Consider the following 20,733-nt stretch of genomic DNA (forward strand, 5'->3'; position numbering starts at 1 on the left):
TTTCCGCCGGGTTCTCCGGCCGGGCTTCTGCGGCCGGGCGCGGGAGCGGGCCCGCCGCGTCCGTCAAGGGCTGCCGTAGTACTTCCTCCCCGGCGCGGGACGCCCACCGTACAGCTCGGACAGCGTCACGAACCGGTAGCCCCTGGTGGCGAACTCGTCCAGCAGCCGGGGAACGGCCTGGACCGTGGAACGGTGGATGTCGTGCATCAGCACGATGGAACCCGGCCCGGCCTCGGTCGCGCGCCGGGCGACGACCGAGGGGTCCTGGTCACGCCAGTCGAGCGTGTCGACGTCCCACAGGATCTGGGCGAGCCCCAGCTGGCGGCTCTCGGCGGCGACCCTGGAGTCGGTCAGCCCGTACGGCGGGCGCATGAGGATCATCGTGACCCCGGTCGCCCGCTTGACGAGCCACTGGGTACGGCCCAGTTCCTCCCTGATCGCGGCCTGTGACAGCAGGGGCAGCTGCGGATGGTCCCAGGTGTGGTTGCCCAGCTCGTGCCCCTCGGCCACCATCCTGCGCAGGGTGCTCTCGCCGTCCCCGAAGGCCATGCGCCCGACGACGAAGAAGGTTGCCCTGGCCCGGTGCCCGGCGAGGATGTCGAGCAACGGCTCGGTGTAGGCCCCCGGCCCGTCGTCGAAGGTCAGCGCCACACACCTGATCCGCTCGCAGTCGATCCGGCGCGCCCGGGGAGAGACGGGAAGGTCGTCCCGCGCCCAGTGCGACCGTATCGCGCCGGGTCCGAGCCCGGGGGCGGCCGCAGGGGCGGGGACGGACCGCGCGGGGGCGTACGACGAGGGTTCACCGCCGGGGGGAGCGCCGGCCACGGCCACGGACCCGTCAGGCGCGGCGGGCACGGGCCGGACACCCGCACCGGGGGCGGCGTCCGCGCCGGGGGCGGCGGACACGTCAGGGGGAGGGGGCGCCTCAGGGACGCGGCCGCCGGTCGCCGCGGGTTTCTCGAATTCCTCGAACCCGGCGGGCCCCGCGAGGACGGCGGGTGTCACGGTCGCCGGTTCCACCGATCCCACCAGGGCGATCGGGGAGGTGCAGCCCCAGATCGCGAACAGCGACGCCACCGGCACGACCCACACCCGCCACACCCGCATGCTTCCCCCCGAAAGCGCCACGGGGACGGCGAGCGGCCCGGCCGGGTCCCCCCGCAAGATCATGACCGGGTATTCCACCAGGATGGGACATCAACGGCCGATTGCCCGTACCGACGCGCCACTTCACGCCACATCCGGCGAGATGCGCACCCTGGTGGCCATGTCTCATCCGATGCGGCCAGTTAAAGCTTTAAAGCTCCCAAGTCAGGCGGGCGATTCGGTGGCGTCTCCCGGAGACATCGGTGGCGCCTTCCGGAGGCAGGAGGTCGGTGACGTCCCTCAAAGAGGAGTGACGTCCCTCGAAGACGAAGGGGACGGTCGCGGGTCACACGTCCCCTCAGAACCGCCAGAACCGCCAGAAGCGCCAGAAGCGTCAGGAGCGGTCGGGCGTCTCCCGGGGTTCGGTCACGACCATCATGAACCGCAGCGGCGTGTCCCCCTCGTTGGCGTACCTGTGCGGCCGGTCGGCGCTGAACACGACCGCGTCGCCCGCCTCCGCGAGGTGGCTCTTGCCGTACACGGAAAGGGTGAGACGCCCCTCGAGGACGGTCAGCATCTCGCGCGTGCCCGGGGGGTGGGCGTCGCCGTCGTGATGGTCACCGGGGGCCAGCCGCCAGTCCCACAGCTCCAGGATGGCGGGCGCGTCGGTGCCGACCAGCAGCCGCGCGGTGCTGGACTTCCCGTGCGGGAAGGTGACGACGTCGGCACCGCTGACCACCCGTACCACGGGCGTGTCGGAGACCTCCACCATCCGCGCGACGGTCACCCCGAGCGCGTCGGCGATGCGGGTGAGCGTGCTGATGCTCGGGTTCGTCCTGCCCTGCTCGACCTGGACGAGCATGCCCCGGCTCACTCCCGAGCGCGCGGCGAGCTCGTCGAGGGTCATCTGCCGGTGCGCCCGCTGTGCCCGCACGTTGTTGGCGACCGCGGCGGTGATCGTCTCTGGATCCATGAGTTCAGTCTAGTGAACTCGTTTTGCACTCCATTGCACTTCATATATTGTCCTACCAGTGCAGTCTATTGAACCGAGGTGGAACGTGACGGCTGTGGTGCTGGCGACTGCCTGCGCGCTGGTGTACGGCACCGCGGACTTCCTCGGCGGTCTGGCCACCCGCCGGTCGCGGGTGCTCGCGGTGGTGGTCCTCTCGCAGGTCGCCGGACTGGTCGTGATCGCCGCGCTGCTGCCGTTCCTGCCGGAGAGACCCACGGCCGCGGCCCTCGTCTGGGGCGCGGTCTCCGGGCTCTGCGGCACGGCGGGAATCGTGCTGTTCTACCGGGCGCTGGCCACCGGCGTGATGTCGGTGGTCGCGCCGATCACCGCGACCGTCTCGGCGGCGCTGCCCGTGCTGTTCGGGCTGGCCGTCGGGGAGCGCCCGGAGCCGGTCGCGCTGGGCGGGGTGGTCCTCGCGCTGCTGGCGGTCCTGCTGGTGAGCCGCGGCTCCTCGGACAGGCAGGCCACCCGGGGGTACGGCCCGATCCTGACCTCGCTCGCCGCGGGCGCGGGTTTCGGCGGCTTCTTCGTCATCATCGCCCAGGCTCCGGTGGACGGCGGCATGTGGCCACTGCTCGGAGCGCGCCTGACCTCGGTCGTCTTCATCGCCCTGCTGGCCCTGACCACCGGCCGGGCCCTGCGCCCCGGACCCGGCACGCTGCGCGTCATCTTCGCGGCCGGGGTGCTCGACATGGCCGCCAACGTGCTCTTCATGCTCGCCCAGCAGCGCGGCATGCTCAGCCTCGTCGCCGTCCTGGTCTCGCTCTATCCGGCGAGCACCCTGCTGCTCGCCCGTCATTTCCTGGGGGAAAGGCTCAACACGGTGCAGGTGGTGGGAATCGGCTTCACTCTCGCCGCGGTCGCGCTGATCGCGTCCGGTTGACACGATGTCGCGAACTGACTCTGTTGTGTTGGGGGCGGACGCTTGTTACGGTCATCCCCGTGCAGCCCGAGCGGGCGTTCCTCGACTCCGGCGGGCCGTTCGCGCACACCGCTGTCGCGTACGGTTCCGATTCCGGTTTCCTGAGACTCGTCCAGCCCCTGATCGCCGGCGCCCTCCGCGAGGGCCGGCGGATCCTGGTCGTCGCGGGCGAGCGCGGGCTCGACCTGATCGGTGACGCCTTCGGCACGGACGCCCGTCTCATCGACCGCCGCCTCGCCGGGAGGTGGTACGCCCACCCGACGCGGACCCTCGCCGCCTTCCACGACTACATCCGGCAGCGGGAGCGGCCGCTGGTCCTCGGGGAGCCGGTGTGGTCGGGCTGGACCGAGCGGCAGGCCCGCGAGTGGATCCGCTACGAGTCGGTGCTCAACGCCGCCTTCGCCGGGATCCCGGTCAGCCTGTGGTGCCTGTACGACGAGACGCTGGCGCTCGACCACGTCCCGCGCACCCACCCCACGGAGCTGAGCGGCGCCGGCCTGCGGCGGAGCGACCGCTACGTCTCCCCGGAGCGGTTCGCGCTGCCGGGGGACGACCTCCCCCTCCCCGGCCCGCCCCCGTCCGCGGTGGTCACCGACTTCACCCTGGAGGAGCTGGGACGGCTGCGCGCGCTCGTCACCGACCACGCGCACCGGGTGGGCATGAGGCACGACCTGGTCGCCTCGCTCGTGCTGAGCGTCTCGGAGATGGCGGCCAACAGCGTGGAGCACGGGGCGGGACACGGCCGGGCGACCATCTGGGCGGCCGACGGCGAGATCGTGTGCGAGATCGCCGACTCCGGCGGCGGCGACCTGGACGTCCCGCTGCCCGGCTACCTCCCGCCCGAGCCCGGGTCGCCGCGCGGGTACGGGCTCTGGATCAGCCGCCAGCTCTGTGACCTGGTGCAGGTACGCGGCGTGGACGGCGAGCTCAGGGTCAGGCTCCACATGACGCTGGAGTGACCGTCCCCCGCCGGGACGGGAACGTCCGCCGCTCGCGCGCGTACGGCCCGCGCGTGAAGCCGTCCCCGCCGGCGGGGAGACCCCGGGTGCGCGTGCGGCCCGCACCCGAAGCGGGCGCGGGCCGTACGCGAAGCGGGAAAGACGGGGGCGGGAGAGGGAAGGGGGTCAGGCGGCCTGGACCTCCTCGGACACGCGGAGGCCACCCTCCTCGCGGGCGTAGTCCTCGAGCATGGTGCGGAGCTGGCGCCGGCCCCGGTGGAGGCGGGACATGACCGTGCCGATGGGGGTGCCCATCCGCTCGGCGATCTCCTTGTAGGCGAAGCCCTCGACGTCCGCCAGGTAGACGGCGACCCGGAAGTCCTCGGGCAGGGCGCGCAGGGCGTTCATGACCGCGCTGTCGGGCAGCTGCTCCAGAGCCTCGGTCTCGGCGGACTTGAGACCGCTGGACATGTGGGACTCGGCGGCGGCGAGCTGCCAGTCCTCGATCTCCTCGGTGGCCGAGAGCTTGGGCGAGCGCTGCTTCTTGCGGTAGTCGTTGATGAAGTTGTTGGTCAGGATGCGGTGCAGCCACGCCTTGAGGTTGGTGCCCTCACGGAACTGGTGATACGAGGTGAAGGCCTTGGTGACGGTCTCCTGGACCAGGTCCTCGGCGTCGGCGGTGTTGCGGGTCAGACGCATCGCGGACGCGTAAAGCTGGCTGGTGACCGGCACGACGTCACGCTCGAACCAATCCTGGCGCTGCTCTTCCGTCATCGTGATCATTGGACCCCCCTCGTGCTCTTCCCCCCATTACCGCCCGGCAAAGGTACGACGCACCCTTTCTGACGGCGTACTCGATGCTCGCAGGCACCTTGTAAGGGGGCCGTTAAAAGCTCTACGTGGTCAGGGGACTGATCTGTGGCTGCGCCAACGGCGGGTGCGACACGCTCTACAGCCGGACAAGTCTCAGTATCGTAACATCGTTCCCCAGATTCGGTAGAAGGTGTGTCCATCATCACATACGCCCAGGTAGGGGCACCTTTGGGGTTGGGAAAAACGCCGCTCGCCACCCCCCCGAAACCCGTCACCGGATGGCCCGAGCCCGCCGCCAGGTCGGGGCCCGCGCCCTGAGAAACTCCGACACCCATCTCCACGTCTCCCCGCTTCCCACGTGTTGGGGACTTAATCTCCTTCTCAAGAGACGGGCCGGCACCCCTGTGCGGTTCACCCGGGCGCCATCACCCGGCCCCCTTCCCCCTACCGCCCGGTAGACGGTCCCCACCGCCCGGCAGACGGCCTCCCCGCGGCTCCCCACCGCCCGGCAGACGGCCTCCCACGGCCCGCCAGACGGCTGGAGCCGCCCGCCGGTCGCGGTCGCGCGGTCCTTCGACGGCGCGGCCGCGACAAGCGACGCCTGTCGCGGCTCGCGGGCCCGCCGGTGCCTGTCGCGGCTCGCGGGCCCGCCGGTGATCACGCAGCGGGCAGGGATACGGGTAGGCGCCGGGCGGGGATACGGGTGAAGGGTGCCGGGCGGATCCGGCGGAGGTCAGGCGGAGGTCAGGCGGCCTTCGCCGGGTCGACCTCGAAGAACTTCGCCAGGTCGTCGAGGATGGAGTGCGCCCCCTGGATGCCGACGGCGGTCATCCAGGTGGTGTCGTTGACGTCGTGCTTGACGCCCTTGAGCCTGCCCCACAGCGGGTTGGCCTCGAACTTCTCCTTGCCCGAGTCGACCGCCGGGTCCTCGTAGGCCGAGACGAAGATGTGCTCGGCGTCCAGCTGGGAGATGTTCTCCTGGCTGATCGGGACCATGACGGTGTCGGTCACGGTCGGCTGGTCCTCGGGACGCGGGAAACCGACGTCCTTCAGCACCAGGCCCGAGTAGGAGTTCTCCACGTACAGGCGGACGGTCGGCTCGCCCGCGAACCGGGCGACGGAGACGGTGGGCAGCTCGCCGTCCTTGGCCTTGATGGACTCGCCGATCTTGGCGGCGCGGTCCTGGTACTCCTTGAGCTTCCGCTCGGCGAGGTCCTCCTTGCCCAGGGCCTCGCCCACGAGCTTGAGGTTGTCCTTCCAGATGGCCCCGGTGGTCTCGCTGAAGACCGTCGGCGCGATCTGCGACAGCTTGTCGTACAGCGCCTCGTGGCGGATCTTGGCGGAGACGATCAGGTCGGGCTTGAGCGCGACGATCCGCTCCAGGCTCGGCTGCTCCAGGGTCCCGACCGACGTGGCCTCCTTGGCGTGGCCGAGGACCGGGGTCAGATAGTCGGGAAGCTTGTCCTTCAGCGTCCGGTAACTGGTGAAGCCCACGACGTCGGTCTCCAGGGTCAGCACCGCGTCGACGAAGCTCTGGTCGAGGGCCACGACCCGCTTGGGCTGGGCCGGGATCTCGGTCTCTCCCATGACGTGCTTCACCGTCCGGGGGAACGCCGCAGCGTCGCTCACCGCGGGAGCCGCGGACGCGCCCGCGGTGCCGGAGGTCTCCCCGGCGGTACCGGAGGTGCTCGAACCGCAGGCGGCGAGACCGCCGGACAGCACCACTCCCGCCACCCCGAGGGCCAGGGCGCGCAACGCTCTCATCTTCATGGATCCTCTCACCAAATTAAGGCCAACCTTATTTAGCTTAGCTATACCTAAACTGACATACTCATCCCGGGTCCGGCGAGAAAAGAGGAGGTCAGGTGATCAACGCGGTGGTCGTCTCGCGGCCCGCCCCCGGGGCGGGTCTCAGAAAAACCCACCGGCACCGCCTTTTCGTCCTGGCCGGATTGCTCGCCGTCCTCGTGGTGGCGGTCGCGCTGAGCCTCGCGTTCGGTGCCAAACCGGTCCCTCCCGGCGACGTCTGGCACGCGCTCACCGGCCCCACCGGCACCGAGAACGACATCGTCGTCCGATCGCTGCGGGTCCCCAGGACCGCCATCGGCGTCATGGCCGGGATCGCCCTCGGCGTCGCGGGCGCCCTCATGCAGGGCCACACCCGCAACCCGCTGGCCGACCCGGGACTGCTCGGCGTCACCCAGGGGGCGGCGTTCGCGATGGTCCTCAGCATCATCGTCCTGGGCGTCACCACCCCGTACGGCTACATCTGGTTCGGTCTCGCCGGGGCCCTCCTCGCCAGCGCGGGGGTGTTCGCCCTCGGCATGGCCGGCGGCAGGGGCGGCCCCACCCCGGTGACCCTGGCCCTCGCGGGCACCGCGGTCAGCGCGTTCCTGTACGGGCTCACCTCGGCGCTGGTCCTCCTGGACGAGCAGGCCATGGACGTCTTCCGCTTCTGGCAGTCGGGCTCCATCGCGGCCAGGGGCGCGGACGTGGCCTGGCAGGTGCTCCCCTTCATCGCCGCCGGCCTGGTCCTGGCCCTGGTCAACGCGCCCGGCCTGAACGCTCTCTCCCTCGGCGAGGACGTCGCCCGCGCGCTCGGCCAGAACATCACCCTGACCCGCGCCGTCGGCATCGCCGCCATCACCCTGCTCAGCGGCGCCTCCGTGGCGGCCTGCGGCGCGCTGGCCTTCATCGGTCTGGTCGTGCCGCACCTGACCCGGCCGCTCTCGGGCCCCGACCACCGCTGGCTGCTGCCGTACTCGGGCCTGGCGGGCGCCGCGGCCCTGCTCCTCGCCGACGTCATCGGCCGCGTGGTGGCCTTCCCCGGTGAGCTGGAGGTGGGCGTGGTCCTCGCCCTCGCCGGGGCGCCGTTCTTCATCGTCCTGGTACGACGCAGGAAGCCGGTGCGGCTGTGACCACCTCCACCGCGCCCTCGTCGAGACCGTCCGCCGAAAGGCGGGCGCTGCGCGTCGGCCCCGCCTCCTGGCCGCTCCGGCCGCGCTCCGCCGTCGCGGCACTGGTCCTGCTGGCCACCACGGCGCTGTTCATGGCACTCGACATGCGGCTCGGCGACATCCCGATGAGCGTCCTCGACGTCCTTCGCGCGCTCACCGGCGACGGGCCCGACCATTTCGTGATCATGGAGCTCCGGCTCCCCCGCGCGCTGACCGGCGCCCTCGTCGGCGCGGCGCTCGCCCTGGCCGGGGCGATCACCCAGGCCATCGCCCGCAACCCGCTGGCCAGCCCCGACATCCTGGGCGTCACCACCGGCGCCAGCGTGACCGTGGTCGCGGTCATCGTGGCGGCGGGAAACACCTGGGGCGGCACCAGCGGCGCCCTCGCCGAGGTGGGCGTCCCCCTCGTGGCCCTGCTGGGCGGCCTGGCCGGCGCGCTCGCCGTCTACCTGCTGGCCTGGCGCAACGGCCTGGACGGCTACCGGCTGGTCCTGGTCGGCATCGGCGTCTCGGCCGTCTGCACCAACCTCAAGTACTGGCTGCTGACCGTCGGCGACGTCAACGACAGCAGCCGGGCCCTGGTCTGGATCAGCGGCTCGCTGCACGGCCGGGGCTGGGAGCACGTGGTGCCGGTCGCGATCGCGCTCGCCGTCCTCGTCCCGGCGACACTGCTCGGCACCCGCTCGCTGAGCGCGCTGCGCTTCGGCGACGACACCGTGACCGGCCTGGGCGTACGGATGAACCTCGCCAGGGGCGTGCTCATCCTCGCGGCCGTGCTGCTCGCGGCGACGGCGACCGCCTCTGCCGGGCCGATCGCGTTCGTCGCCCTGGCCGCCCCGCAGATCGCGCTGCGCCTGGCGGGAGTGGCACAGCCGCCGCTGGTCGTCTCGGCCCTCGCGGGCGCGGCCCTCACCACCGGCGCCGACCTGATCTCCCGGACCGCGTTCACCCCGATCGAGCTGCCGGTGGGTGTGGTCACCGCGGTCCTCGGCGCCCCGTACCTGATCTATCTCCTCATCCGTGCACGCAGAGAGGCCCGCCAGTGAGGCTGCAAGCCGTCGACGTCAAACTGGGGTACGGGGATCGCGTGGTCGTCGACGGTCTCGACCTCGGGATCGAGACCGGGACGGTGACCACGATCATCGGGCCGAACGGGTGCGGCAAGTCCACGCTGCTGCGCGCCCTGGGGCGGCTGCTCAAGCCGTCGGGCGGCGAGGTGCTGCTCGACGGCAAGCGCATCGACAGGATGCCCTCCAAGGAGGTCGCCAGGGTCCTGGGCGTGCTGCCGCAGGCGCCGTCGGCACCCGAGGGACTGACCGTCGCCGACCTCGTCGCCAGGGGACGGCACCCGCACCAGACCTGGTACCGCCAGTGGTCCTCCGACGACGAGTCCGCGGTCGGCGAGGCCCTGGCCATGACCGGCCTGCTCGACCTGGGCGACCGTCCGCTGGACGAGCTGTCCGGCGGGCAGCGGCAGCGGGCGTGGATCTCCATGGCCCTCGCCCAGGGCACCGACCTGCTGCTCCTCGATGAGCCGACGACCTTCCTCGACCTGGCCCACCAGATCGAGGTGCTGGAGCTGGTGCGCAGGCTCCACGGGGAGCTGGACCGCACCGTGGTGATGGTCCTGCACGACCTCAACCTCGCCGCCCGCTACGCCGGCCGCCTGGTGGCCATGCGGGACGGCAAGGTCGTCGCCGCGGGCCCTCCGGCCGAGGTGCTCACCGAGGCCCTGCTGGCGGAGGTCTTCGAACTGGACGCGAAGGTCATCGAGGATCCGGTGGCCGGCACCCCGCTGGTCATCCCCATCGGCCCGCTGTCCCGGCAGCCCTCGCGCTGACCGTCCGCATCCGCCCGAGGGCGTCCGCCGGGGCGGGCCCAGCCGTACCGCCCGCGACGCCCCGAACCGACGGCGGGGCGGAACGGACGGCGGGGCGGAACGGACGGCGGGGCGGAACGGACGGCGGGGCGGGACGGGCGGGACGGGCTCAGTCTCCGAGGAGCGCGTCCACGAAGACCTCGGGGTCGAACGGCGCCAGGTCGTCGGGTCCCTCGCCGAGACCCACCAGCTTGACCGGGACGCCCAGCTCGCGCTGGACGGAGATGATGATGCCGCCCTTGGCGGTGCCGTCGAGCTTGGTCAGGGCGATACCGGTGATGTTGACGACCTCGGCGAACACCTGGGCCTGGCGCATCCCGTTCTGGCCCGTGGTGGCGTCGAGGACGAGCAGGACCTCGTCGACCGTGGCCTTCTTCTCGATGACACGCTTGACCTTGCCGAGCTCGTCCATCAGGCCGGTCTTGGTGTGCAGCCGCCCCGCGGTGTCGACGATCACCACGTCGGCCTTCTCCCTGATGCCCTCGGCCACGGCGTCGAAGGCCACCGAGGCGGGGTCGCCGCCCTCGGGACCGCGTACGACCGCGGCCCCGACGCGGTCTCCCCAGGTCTGCAGCTGGTCGGCGGCGGCGGCGCGGAAGGTGTCGGCGGCGCCCAGCACGACCTTGCCGCCGTCACCGATGAGGACGCGTGCCAGCTTGCCGGTGGTGGTGGTCTTGCCGGTGCCGTTGACGCCGACCACGAGGACCACCGCGGGACGCTCGCCGTGCGGCGTGACGTGCAGCGTACGGTCCAGGTCGACGCCGATCTGGGCGAGCAGCTGCTCCCTGAGCAGGACGCGCGCCTCCTCGGGCGTCCGGCTGCCCAGCACCTTCACCCGGGTGCGCAGCTCCTCGACCATCGCCCGGGTCGGCGTCACGCCGACGTCGGCGGTGATCAGGGTCTCCTCGATCTCGTCCCAGGCGTCGTCGTCCAGACGGTCGCGGGAGAGCAGCTCCAGGAGCCCCTTGCCCAGGGTGCTCTGTGACCGGGCCAGGCGGGCGCGGAGTCGCACCATCCGTCCGGCGGACGGCGGCGGAACCTCGATCACCGGGGCGACGGTGACCTCCGCCGGCTCCACCGGCTTGGCCGGCGGCGGCACGGTGGTCGTCGACGCGTCGTCGTCCACGACCGTGCCCCGGCCCGGGGCCTGCGCCTCCTTGGGGATCGACGGCGCCTGTGGCGGTTCGACCCGCGGCGGCGCGGTCTTGCCCCCCGACCTGAACAGCAGGAGCATGCCGCCCGCCGCCAACAGGGCGATGACGACGATGATCGCGATTATGCCGAGATAGGCTTCCACAAGAGCACAGTTTTCCAGACGCCCCGGGATGCTCCGACACCCCGGTGCTCCGGACCGGCTCGCGGTCTTTCACCGGCGGCCACCATTCGACCTCGCGAACCCGCGCGCCCCGAAGAACCGCCCCTCTTCGACCTCGCGAATCCACGGACTCCCGCTCCCCCGAAGAACCGCTCCCCTTCGACCGCGCGAACCCGCGCGCCCCGAAGAACCGTCCCCCCTTCGACCTCGCGAACCCGCGGACTCCCGCTCCCCCGAGGATCCGCCTCCCCCGGGTAACGGCGCGGATCCCGGATCCCCCGAGATCCCCGGTCCCCCGAGATCCCCGGTCCCTCGACGGCTCAGACGGACTCGTGTTCCCTCAGGCGCTGGCTGATGACCTGGGTGACGCCGTCCCCGCGCATCGACACGCCGTACAGCGCGTCGGCGATCTCCATGGTGCGCTTCTGGTGGGTGATGATGATGATCTGCGAGGTCTGCCGGAGCTCCTCGAAGAGGGTGAGCAGGCGCTGGGTGTTGGTGTCGTCCAGCGCGGCCTCGACCTCGTCCATCACGTAGAACGGCGAGGGGCGCGCCTTGAAGATGGACACGAGGAACGCCACCGCGGTCAGCGACCGCTCGCCGCCCGACAGCAGCGACAGGCGCTTGACCTTCTTGCCCGGCGGCCGGGCCTCGACCTCGACGCCGGTGGTCAGCATGTTCTCCGGGTCGGTGAGCAGCAGCCTGCCCTCGCCGCCGGGGAACACCCGCGTGAAGATCGTCTCGAACTCGCGGGCCACGTCCGCGAAGGCGGCGCCGAAGACCTGCTCGACCCGGTCGTCGACCTCCTTGACCACCAGCAGCAGGTCGCGGCGGGTCTTCTTGAGGTCCTCCAGCTGCGAGGTGAGGAACGAGTGCCGCTCCTCGAGCGCCGCGAACTCCTCGAGCGCGAGCGGGTTGACCTTGCCGAGCTGGGCCATCTGGCGGTCGGCCGCCCTGGCCCGCTTGAGCTGCTCGTCGCGGTCGTAGGGGACGGGATCGCCGTCGGCCGTCGGGATCGGCTCGCCGGGGCCGTACTCGGCGATGAGGGTGTCGGCCTCGACGCCGTACTCCTCCACCGCCCGGCCCTCCAGCTGCTCCAGCCGGAGCCGCTGCTCGGTACGGGCCACCTCGCTGCCGTGCGCCCGGTTGACCAGCTTGTCCAGCTCGCCGGAAAGCTCCCGGACGCGGATCCTGACGGCCTTGAGAGAGGCGTCGATCTGCCCGCGCGCCCGGTCGGCCTCGTCGCGCTCGCCGGCGGCGGCCCCCAGGGAGGTCTCCAGCGCGCGCAGCGCCAGCTCGGCGCCCTGGACGACCGCCTGGGCCGTCCGGGCCTGCCTGCGCCGCCACTCGCGGCGCTCGGCCGCCCTGGAACGCTCCTCGCGCTCGCGCTCGGCGGCGCGCGTCAGCTCGTCGGCCCGGCCCTCGATGCCCCTGACCCGCTCCTCCGCCGTCCGTACGGCGAGGCGGACCTCCATCTCGTCCTGCCTGGCCGTCGCGCAGATCTCGGCGAGCTCGTCGCGGAGGTCGGTGGTGGGCTCGGTCTCCAGCTCCTCGGCGCCGACGGCCGCGGCGAGCCGCTCCTCCAGCTCGGCGAGGCCGGCCGCGTCGCGGTCGCGCGCCTCCTCCGCGGCCCGTACGCCCCCGGCCAGGCGCTCGCACTCGTCGCGGGCCGCCTTGGCCGCGGCGCCCAGCCGGGCGAGCCGCTTGGCCACCGCGGCGACCTGCTGGTCGGCGTCACGCTGCCGTGCCCTGACCCGGTCCAGGGCGGCCTGTGCCGCGTTGACCCCGGCCTGCGCGTTCTGCACGCCCGTCTGCGCCTCGGCGACCCGCGCCTGGGCGGTCTCGACCGCGAGCTGCGCCTCCGCCTCGGCCTCGGCGGTCTCCTCCAGCTCCGTTCCCGCCAGCTCGGCGGCGACCCTGGCCTCGGCCAGGTCGGCGGCGGCCTCGTCGAGGGCGGCCCGCATCTGGAGCGCGGAGGTGCCGCCCGCCGAGCCTCCCTTGGCGGTGTGGGTGCCCAGAAGGTCGCCGGACCGGGTGACGGCCCGCAGCGCCGGGCGCTGCTCGACCGCCTTCCTCGCGGTCGCGAGATCGTCCACGACCAGCACGTTCGCGAGCAGGTGGGTGGCGGCGGCCCGCAGCTCGGCGGAGACCGTGACCAGGTCGATCGCCCACTCGGCTCCGGCCAGCGGCACCGGGCCTGGCGAGCCCGCCCCCGCCCCCGCCTCGGCCGAGGCGATGACGAGGGTGGCGTGGCCGCCGTCGTGGCCCCTGAGGAACTCGATCGCGTCGGCGGCGCTCTGCAGCGACTCCACGGCGACGGCCTCCGCGGCGGCGCCGAGCACGGCCGCGACGGCCACCTCGGCACCGGGCCGCACGGACAGCATGGTCGCCACCGGGCCGAGCACCCCGGCCAGGTCGGCGGCGAGCAGCGCGGCGGCGCCGTCGGCGCCACCGGCCAGGCCCATCTCCAGCGCCTCGAACCTGGCCTCGAGAGCGGCCACCTGGCGCTGCGCCTGCTGGTCGGTCTTGCGGGCGGCGGCGAGGGCGGCCCTGGCGGCGCCGAGCGCTGAGTTCGGGCCCGCGACGGCCGCCTTGGCCTCCTCGACCCCGGCCCTGGCCAGCTCGACGGACTCCCGGGCCTGCTCGACCGTCTCCAGGGCGATCTCCAGCTCCTCGGCGAGGGCGGGGTCGGCGGACGGCTCGGCACGCTCCTGGCCGTCGTGTTCGGCCTGGGCCTCCTCGGCTCGCTGCTCGGCCTCCTCCAGCGAACGCCGCAGCCTGCCGATCTCCTCCTCGGCGGCCCCCGCCCGGCTGCGCGCGGCGCCGGCCTGGCCCCTCAGCCTGGCCAGGCCCTCGCGCCGGTCCGCGGCGGCCCTCGCCTCCGCGGCCAGCCTCCGCTCCTCGGCGGCGAGCGCGGCCTCGGTCTCGGCGCGTCGGGCCACCGCTCCGGCGAGCGACTCCCGCTCCCCCTCGAGCAGCTCGGCCAGGACCCGCTCCTGCTCCCGGACCTCCTCGGCCTCGCGCTCGAAGTCCTCGGGGTCGCGCCCGCGCCGCTCCACGGCGGTGTCGGTGGCGTTCCGGTGCCGTTCGGCGGCGAGCCCGGCCAGGCCCCTGAGGCGTTCACGGAGGGAGGAGAGGCGGAAGAACGCCTCCTGGGCGGCGGCCAGGCGCGGCTGGGCCTCGGCCTCTGCGGCCTCCAGCTCGGACTCGGCGACCTGGCCCTGCTCCAGCTCGACCTCCACCGCGGCGCGGCGGGTGAGGACGGCCGCCTCGTCGGCCATCTCCCTTTCCAGGGTGGTCCGCAGGGTGAGCACGTCGTCGGCGAGCAGCCGGAGCCTGGCGTCGCGCAGGTCGGCCTGGATGACGGCGGCCTTGCGGGCGATCTCGGCCTGGCGGCCCAGCGGTTTGAGCTGGCGGCGCAGCTCGGTGGTGAGGTCCTGCACCCGGGTCATGTTGGCCTGCATGGCGTCGAGCTTCCGCAGCGCCTTCTCCTTGCGCTTGCGGTGCTTCAGGACGCCCGCGGCCTCCTCGATGAACGCCCTGCGCTCCTCGGGCCCCGCGTGCAGCACCTGGTCGAGCTGGCCCTGCCCGACGATGACGTGCATCTCGCGGCCGATGCCGGAGTCGGACAGCAGCTCCTGGATGTCGAGCAGGCGGCAGGTGTCGCCGTTGATGGCGTACTCGCTCTGGCCCGCCCGGAACATCAGGCGGCTGATCGTCACCTCGGTGTAGTCGATCGGGAGCATGCCGTCGGTGTTGTCGATGGTCAGCGTGACCTCGGCGCGTCCCAGCGGGGCCCGCGAGGAGGTGCCGGCGAAGATGACGTCCTCCATCTTGCCGCCGCGCAGCGACTTGGCGCTGTGCTCGCCCATCACCCAGGCCAGGGCGTCGACCACGTTGGACTTGCCGGACCCGTTGGGGCCGACGACGGCGGTGATGCCCGGTTCGAACCGGAGCGTGGTGGCGGAGGCGAAGGATTTGAACCCGCGCAGGGTAAGGGTCTTGAGATACAACGAAACCCCCCATTCGCGGCGCGGCCGCTCCGGCCGGCGTGTCACACGCCGTGTCCCGGGCGCCGGTGAACGCGTCTTGCCTTGTCAGCCCACGGTCAGCCCACGGCTTCGGTCACGCGGGAAGACTACCGTTCTTCACCCGCGCCCGCCCGCGCACCGCCTATGGTGCCCTGCATGGACGCGGAACGCGGTGGGGGCGAGGCTCCATCACACCCATCGGGCGGCAGGGGTCACCTCGGGCGGCGCGCCTTCCTCGTGGGCGGCGGGCTGGCCGCGCTCGGCCTCGGTGGCGCCGCCCTGGCGGCCGGGCCGGAGGGCTTGCGGGACGCGTACGCCCAGATCGTCTGCGGCGCGGTCCCCGAGCCTCCGGTGACCTCGCCTGGAACGCTCCAGCGGAGCCGGGTCGACCGGCGGCGCGTGATCGTCGGGATGCCGCCGGGAGCGGGGGACGGGCTCCCCGTGGTGATCCTGCTTCACGGCGCCGCCGGTGACGCGCGCACGCCGTTCGGCGCCTACGCGATCGACCGCTATCTGGCCGCGGGCGGCGGGCGCTTCGCGGTGGCCTCCATCGACGACTGGCCCTCCGCCGACATCCCGGGCACGCTGCTGCCGTACCTGAACACGAACGGGCTGGACACCGCGAAGATCGGGCTGATGGGCTGGTCCGCCGGCGGTGCCGGGGCACTGAGGCTGGCCGCGGAGCTGGGCCCCGAGCAGGTGGGGGCGGTCGTCGCGGCGTCGCCCGCGGTGAGCGCGGCTCAGGCGCCGCTGCGCGAGCTCGTGGACATCCCGGTCTGGCTGGGGTGCGGCGAGCGGGACGCGTGGGCCAGGCAGACCCAGACGATGCTGAAGGGCCTCAAGGCCCTGGGCGCCACGGCCGAAGGAGGGATTACCGAAGGGTGCCAGGACACGGCCTACCGCCGCAGGGTGTTACCCGAGCAGCTGGCCTTCCTGGCACGGCATATAGGACGCACGTGACAGCTGTTACGTGCGTATCGATATTACAGATATGACAAGGGACGCCCCTACGAGGCGTCCCTGGACAGTGTGTTCCGCCCCGGCCCCGTTAGGTGAGGGCCGGCTCGCGATCCTGCAGACGGTTGAACTCCTCGTCGCGGGTGCCGGCCGCGAGTTCGTCGTTCTGGGCCTGGAGCCGGGTGAGCTCTCCCTCGAGATCACGGATGCGCTGCTGGAGGCGACGCATTTCCGAGACCATACGAGGGTCGGGACCGCCGACGTGGCCGAGTAGAGCCTTCGCCATAGTAAAGGGTCCTCCACGCTGAGTGACCAGACTGGTTCGCGCACTTCTTTACCGCGGGAGGGGTGCGCGTGGTTCTTTATCAAGAGTCGCACCGGTGAGGGAGACGGTCAAGTTGAACGCTCCGGATGGATGCACCAGTAGGCACTCTCGACGGTCAACTATACCTTATTTTGGGCGGTTTGGGGAAGTGGTCAGCGCTCGACAAAACCCTGGAGGCCGTCTTTGGTCTCGCTCCAGCGTTCGACGACCCCGTCGACCCGTCCGGGCGTGTTCCCGCCCCTGAGCAGGTCGAGCAGCGTCGCGCACGACTTCTCCGGGCCCTGCGCGACCACCTCCACCCGGCCGTCGCCGGTGTTGCGCGCCCAGCCGGTCAGGCCGAGTTCGAGGGCCCTGGCACGCGTCCACCAGCGGAAACCCACGCCCTGCACGTGTCCCCTGACCCAGGCCGTCAGCCGTACGTCCGTCATGCCACGCCCCCTCTCGGCCTGGGCTGGCAGCGGGGGCAGCTGTAGGAGGAACGGTTCATGAACGATTCGCGAACGATCGGGGTGCCGCACCGGGGGCAGGGTTCGTCGCGCCGACCGTAAACCGCGAGGGAACGGTCGAAGTAACCGCTCTCGCCATTGACATTCACGTAAAGACTGTCGAAGGATGTGCCGCCCTCGGACAGGGCTGCGGACATCACCTCCCGGGCCGCGGCCAGCAGCTCGGCCACCTTCGGCCGGGCCAGCGTCGCGGTGGGGCGGGCGCCGTGCAGCCTGGCCCGCCAGAGGGCCTCGTCGGCGTAGATGTTGCCGACACCGCTGATCAGCGACTGGTCCAGGAGCGCCCGCTTGACCTCGGTCTGGCGGGCGCGCAGCCGGTGGGTGAAGCCGTCGTCGTCGAAGTTCTTCTCGAACGGGTCGGCCGCGATGTGCGCGATCGGCTCGGGCACCGCGCGGCCGCCGGCCTGCGTCATGCCGGTCACCAGCACGTGGCCGAAGGTCCGCTGGTCGACGAAGCGCAGCTCGGGACCGCCGTCGGTGAAGCCGATCCGGACCCGCAGGTGCCTCTCCGGCGCCGAGTCCGGCTCCACGACCAGCAGCTGGCCGCTCATCCCGAGGTGCGCCAGGATCGCGTCGGAGCCGCCCAGGGGCAGCCAGAGGTATTTGCCCCTGCGCTCGGCGGGACCGACCGTGCGGCCCTCCATGCGGGCGGAGAACTCCACGGCGCCGGGGACGTGCCGCCTGATCGCCCTCGGGTGGAGCACCTCGGCACGGGCGACGACCCGGCCGGAGACCCACCGCTCCAGGCCGCGGCGTACCACCTCGACCTCCGGCAGCTCGGGCATGCGTCCCTCCTCGACGACTCGAACGACTCGGCCGGCCGGTCAGCCGGCCTCGCGCCTCTCGCGGTCCTCGCGGATGCGGTTCCAGGCGGCCTCGGCGGCCTGCTGCTCGGCTTCCTTCTTCGAGCGTCCGGACCCCGAGCCGTACGCCTCGCCGCCGACGCGGACGACCGCGGTGAAGGACTTGGCGTGGTCGGGACCGCTCTCCTCGACATGGTATTCGGGCACGCCGAGCGACTCGGACGCGGTGAGCTCCTGCAGGGAGGTCTTCCAGTCGAGCCCGGCGCCGAGCGAGGCGGATCGGGTGATGAGCGGGTCGAAGAGCAGGTGGACGACGCGGAAAGCCTCGTCCAGGCCCCTGTTCACGTAGACCGCGCCGATGAGCGCCTCGAGGGTGTCGGCGAGGATCGAGGACTTGTCGCGGCCCCCCGTGCCCTCCTCGCCCCGGCCCAGCCGCAGGAAGCGGCCCAGGCCCAGCGAGCGGGCCACGTCGGCGAGGGCGCGCATGTTGACCACCGCGGCCCTGAGCTTGGCCAGCTGCCCCTCGGGCAGGTCCGGGTGGTTGCGGTAGAGGGTGTCGGTGACGACCAGGCCGAGCACCGAGTCGCCGAGGAACTCCAGGCGCTCGTTGGTCGGCAGGCCGCCGTTCTCGTACGCGTAGGAGCGGTGCGTCAGCGCCCGCTCCAGGATGGCGACGTCAAGGCGCACCAGAAGGAGGCGCTCCAGCTCCTCCTTGACGAACTCGACGGCGACAGGCTTGACGCTCGTACCCACGGCTTCTCCTCGCACGTTCTCTCAGCGAATGCGCGATGGCGAAGGAAGGAACGAGAGATGCCCGAAGATGTGGTGGGCGCCGGGAGGGCACGCGTTCTACCGCGAACCCCGGCGTCCACCACAGCCGCGGGCGGACCGCCATCGCAGGGGGTGCAGACGGTGACGCCGGCCGGGGCCCGTGGGGGACCCGGCCGGCATCCGTCGGTCAGAATGCGATCAGGCGGAGGGCTCGATCACCTGACGGCGGTTGTAAGTGCCGCAGGTCGGACACGCCACGTGCGGACGCTTCGGCGAGCGGCACTGGGGGCAGCTCACGAGCGAAACCGCGGCGGCCTTCCACTGCGACCTGCGGGAGCGAGTATTGCTCCGCGACATCTTGCGCTTGGGGACAGCCACGTCAGCTCTCCTGATCGTTGTTATGTTCCGGAATCAGACCTTGCAGCTTCGCCCAGCGGGCGTCGATCACCTCGTGGCCGTGGCCAGGCTCGGCGTCCGCCAGCCTGACCCCGCACTCCACGCAGAGCCCGGTGCAGTCTTCGCTGCAGACCGGGCTCAGCGGCAGTGTGAGCACCACCGCGTCGCGAAACACGGGTTCGAGGTCGAGAAGCTCACCGTCGAGAAGCGAGTCACTCTCGGCAGCATCCTCTGCCGAGTAGAAGAACAGCTCCTGGAAGTCCACCTCGGTTCGTGAGATGACCGGTTCCAGGCAGCGTGCGCACTCCCCCCGCAGCGGGGCTTGCGCAGTGCCCGTGACGAGCACACCCTCCATGACCGCCTCAAGCCGGATGTCCAGCTCGACGTCGACGTCCTTGGGGACGCCGATCATGTCGACGCCGATGTCCGCCGGTGCCGGGAGAGCGAGATTCATCCTGCGCATCGACCCCGGTCGCCGCCCCAGGTCATGGGTCGAGATCACCCATGGGGCTCGGGGGTCAAGGTGCTGAGTCATTCCGCTCTCATTAGGCATGGCGCATCATCGCCGTCGTGCAAGGCCGAAATAAGAGAATAGCAGGGCCTAGCCCCTGAGCCGTTCGACCAGGAGTTCCTGCACAAGATCAGGCACCAGGCCGGCCACGTTCCCGCCGTACTTGACGATCTCCTTGATGCGGCTGGACGACAGGAAGGAGACCTCGGGGCCGGTGGCCATGAAGAGGGTCTCCACCCCGGACATCCGGTAGTTGAGCTGCGCCATCTGGAGCTCGTAGTCGAAGTCGCTGACCGCGCGCAGGCCCTTCACGATGGCGGGGATCTCCTGCTGCTTGCAGTAGTCGACCAGGAGGCCGTGGAATTTGTCCACGCGGACGTTCCCGTACTCCTTGGTGACCGTCTGGAGCGTCTGGATGCGCTCCTCCACCGTGAACAGGCTCTTCTTCTCGATATTGATCAGTACGGCCACGACGACCTCGTCGTACTGCCGGGAAGCCCGGCCGATGATGTCCAGATGACCGTTCGTGACGGGATCGAACGATCCCGGACAGACAACGCGACGCAAGGTGGACCCCCTGCTCTAAGGATTCCCGGAGGCGCGACCGTACCAAACGGACGCTTCGCCGTAACGACGGACCCTCTCCTCTTCGTACCCCGGGGGCCAGACCAGATCCTTCCCCCTGCTCTCCCGCTCCACGGCGACCAGCGCGTCCTCGGCCAGCCAGCCCCGGTCGCGCAGCAGCCCGAGCACCGTCTCGACCTCCTCGGCGCCCAGCACGTACGGCGGGTCGGCGAGGACGAGGTCGTACGGTTCCCCGGCGGTCGCGGTGTCTCCGGTGTCTCCGGTGCCGCCGGGGCCGCCGGGACCTCTGGCGAGCAGCCGCTCCACCCGGTCGGCGGCGACCTCCGCCCCCGGAAGGCCCAGCGAGGCGACGTTCTGCCTGATCGTCCTGATCGCCCTGGCGTCCGACTCCACGAGAAGCGCGTGGCCGGCGCCCCGGGAGAGCGCCTCGAGCCCGAGCGCCCCGGAACCCGCGTAGAGGTCGAGCACCCGGCACCCTTCCAGCGGGCCGATCAGCGACCCCACGGTGGAGAAGATCCCCTCCCTGGCCCGGTCGCTGGTGGGACGTGTCCCCCGTCCCGGCGGCACGGCCAGCCGCCGCCCTCCTGCGCTTCCCGCGATGACTCGGCTCACCCGGCAATCCTCTCAGTGCCGTTCCCGCCGCCGTCCGCCCTCCCCGTCCCGAGGGCGCCGCGCGCAGCACCGGCGTGTCGCGACGCATCACATAACCGCAGGTCAAAAGGGTCCTGGTAGGTGATCTAGGTCAAGAGTGGGCAAGGAGTGGCGACGAAAGCGTAAGGGTCGTTCCGTCCGGTGCCGGTCCCTTGCATGATGATTCCTGCGGCCTCCAAGTGACCCAGGGGGAGGCCGACCGGCGTGATCGTGAGCCCTTCCGCACGCCGGTGCTCTCGGCACCTGACCCGGGAGTGGGCCCAAGCGGGGACGGC

The 20,733-nt window shown here is 71.8% G+C and carries 20 protein-coding genes; 6 read left to right on the forward strand and 14 right to left on the reverse strand.

Annotation, left to right across the window (positions count from 1 at the left end):
• Positions 1-63: 63 nt before the first annotated feature.
• Together AB0F88_RS33780 and AB0F88_RS33785 are read right to left on the reverse strand one after the other, a co-directional pair.
• Positions 64-1,170 carry a polysaccharide deacetylase family protein gene (locus AB0F88_RS33780; RefSeq protein ID WP_362693579.1) on the reverse strand — a complete coding sequence of 369 codons (1,107 nt, stop codon included), beginning with the start codon at positions 1,168-1,170 and terminating at the stop codon, positions 64-66.
• 310 nt (positions 1,171-1,480) lie between these two features.
• Positions 1,481-2,059, reverse strand: a complete 579-nt coding sequence (locus AB0F88_RS33785) for an XRE family transcriptional regulator (protein ID WP_362693582.1) — start codon at positions 2,057-2,059, stop codon at positions 1,481-1,483.
• A gap of 58 nt (positions 2,060-2,117) precedes the next feature.
• Here AB0F88_RS33785 and AB0F88_RS33790 point away from each other — a divergent pair, with 58 nt between their 5' ends.
• Both AB0F88_RS33790 and AB0F88_RS33795 read left to right on the forward strand, forming a co-directional pair.
• Positions 2,118-2,981, forward strand: a complete 864-nt coding sequence (locus AB0F88_RS33790; protein ID WP_362693585.1) for a DMT family transporter — start codon at positions 2,118-2,120, stop codon at positions 2,979-2,981.
• A 59-nt stretch (positions 2,982-3,040) separates the two neighbouring features.
• Entirely contained in the window at positions 3,041-3,979 is a 939-nt protein-coding gene (locus AB0F88_RS33795; protein WP_362693588.1) for a sensor histidine kinase, read from the forward strand.
• 165 nt (positions 3,980-4,144) lie between these two features.
• Here the strand turns inward: AB0F88_RS33795 and AB0F88_RS33800 are convergent, their stop codons facing one another.
• Together AB0F88_RS33800 and AB0F88_RS33805 are read right to left on the reverse strand one after the other, a co-directional pair.
• Complete coding sequence (locus AB0F88_RS33800) at positions 4,145-4,741, reverse strand: sigma-70 family RNA polymerase sigma factor (protein ID WP_362693591.1); 597 nt, start codon at positions 4,739-4,741, stop codon at positions 4,145-4,147.
• A gap of 774 nt (positions 4,742-5,515) precedes the next feature.
• Positions 5,516-6,535: an iron-siderophore ABC transporter substrate-binding protein gene (locus AB0F88_RS33805; RefSeq protein ID WP_362693594.1), complete on the reverse strand. Its 1,020-nt coding sequence runs from the start codon at positions 6,533-6,535 to the stop codon at positions 5,516-5,518.
• Between the two features lie 101 nt (positions 6,536-6,636).
• On the opposite strand from AB0F88_RS33805, the gene AB0F88_RS33810 reads away from it, so the two are divergent.
• The 3 genes from AB0F88_RS33810 to AB0F88_RS33820 are packed head-to-tail and all read left to right on the forward strand — an operon-like array spanning position 6,637 to position 9,568.
• Complete coding sequence (locus tag AB0F88_RS33810) at positions 6,637-7,689, forward strand: iron ABC transporter permease (protein ID WP_362693597.1); 1,053 nt, start codon at positions 6,637-6,639, stop codon at positions 7,687-7,689.
• Complete coding sequence (locus AB0F88_RS33815) at positions 7,686-8,774, forward strand: iron chelate uptake ABC transporter family permease subunit (RefSeq protein ID WP_362693600.1); 1,089 nt, start codon at positions 7,686-7,688, stop codon at positions 8,772-8,774. The genes AB0F88_RS33810 and AB0F88_RS33815 overlap by 4 nt, the downstream gene beginning before the upstream one ends.
• Positions 8,771-9,568 (forward strand): ABC transporter ATP-binding protein, encoded by a 798-nt coding sequence (locus AB0F88_RS33820; protein ID WP_362693603.1) that lies wholly within the window; start codon positions 8,771-8,773, stop codon positions 9,566-9,568. The genes AB0F88_RS33815 and AB0F88_RS33820 overlap by 4 nt, the downstream gene beginning before the upstream one ends.
• Before the next feature lie 148 nt (positions 9,569-9,716).
• Here AB0F88_RS33820 and ftsY read toward each other — a convergent pair whose 3' ends face one another.
• Positions 9,717-10,904, reverse strand: a complete 1,188-nt coding sequence (ftsY, locus tag AB0F88_RS33825; RefSeq protein ID WP_362693606.1) for a signal recognition particle-docking protein FtsY — start codon at positions 10,902-10,904, stop codon at positions 9,717-9,719.
• 338 nt (positions 10,905-11,242) lie between these two features.
• On the reverse strand, positions 11,243-14,935 hold the full coding sequence (gene smc, locus AB0F88_RS33830) for a chromosome segregation protein SMC (protein WP_362693609.1): 3,693 nt from the start codon (positions 14,933-14,935) through the stop codon (positions 11,243-11,245).
• 174 nt (positions 14,936-15,109) lie between these two features.
• Here smc and AB0F88_RS33835 point away from each other — a divergent pair, with 174 nt between their 5' ends.
• Positions 15,110-15,913, forward strand: a complete 804-nt coding sequence (locus AB0F88_RS33835) for an alpha/beta hydrolase-fold protein (protein WP_362693612.1) — start codon at positions 15,110-15,112, stop codon at positions 15,911-15,913.
• A gap of 88 nt (positions 15,914-16,001) precedes the next feature.
• Here the strand turns inward: AB0F88_RS33835 and AB0F88_RS33840 are convergent, their stop codons facing one another.
• The 8 genes from AB0F88_RS33840 to rsmD form a co-directional block, all read right to left on the reverse strand.
• Positions 16,002-16,196, reverse strand: coding sequence for a hypothetical protein (locus AB0F88_RS33840; RefSeq protein ID WP_344748163.1), 195 nt, complete (start codon positions 16,194-16,196; stop codon positions 16,002-16,004).
• Between the two features lie 191 nt (positions 16,197-16,387).
• Positions 16,388-16,663, reverse strand: a complete 276-nt coding sequence (locus AB0F88_RS33845) for an acylphosphatase (protein WP_362693615.1) — start codon at positions 16,661-16,663, stop codon at positions 16,388-16,390.
• Complete coding sequence (mutM, locus tag AB0F88_RS33850) at positions 16,660-17,526, reverse strand: bifunctional DNA-formamidopyrimidine glycosylase/DNA-(apurinic or apyrimidinic site) lyase (RefSeq protein WP_362693618.1); 867 nt, start codon at positions 17,524-17,526, stop codon at positions 16,660-16,662. The genes AB0F88_RS33845 and mutM overlap by 4 nt, the downstream gene beginning before the upstream one ends.
• Before the next feature lie 39 nt (positions 17,527-17,565).
• Positions 17,566-18,249, reverse strand: a complete 684-nt coding sequence (gene rnc, locus AB0F88_RS33855; RefSeq protein WP_362693883.1) for a ribonuclease III — start codon at positions 18,247-18,249, stop codon at positions 17,566-17,568.
• 264 nt (positions 18,250-18,513) lie between these two features.
• Positions 18,514-18,693: a 50S ribosomal protein L32 gene (rpmF, locus tag AB0F88_RS33860; protein ID WP_012894381.1), complete on the reverse strand. Its 180-nt coding sequence runs from the start codon at positions 18,691-18,693 to the stop codon at positions 18,514-18,516.
• Between the two features lies 1 nt (position 18,694).
• Entirely contained in the window at positions 18,695-19,246 is a 552-nt protein-coding gene (locus AB0F88_RS33865) for a YceD family protein (protein WP_362693621.1), read from the reverse strand.
• 66 nt (positions 19,247-19,312) lie between these two features.
• Entirely contained in the window at positions 19,313-19,789 is a 477-nt protein-coding gene (coaD, locus tag AB0F88_RS33870; protein ID WP_362693624.1) for a pantetheine-phosphate adenylyltransferase, read from the reverse strand.
• Positions 19,790-19,804: 15 nt separating this feature from the next.
• Positions 19,805-20,419: a 16S rRNA (guanine(966)-N(2))-methyltransferase RsmD gene (rsmD, locus tag AB0F88_RS33875; protein WP_362693627.1), complete on the reverse strand. Its 615-nt coding sequence runs from the start codon at positions 20,417-20,419 to the stop codon at positions 19,805-19,807.
• Positions 20,420-20,733 lie beyond the last annotated feature (314 nt).

Origin of the sequence: Streptosporangium sp. NPDC023963, assembly GCF_040639135.1 — a bacterium.
Classification (GTDB): Bacteria; Actinomycetota; Actinomycetes; order Streptosporangiales; family Streptosporangiaceae; genus Streptosporangium.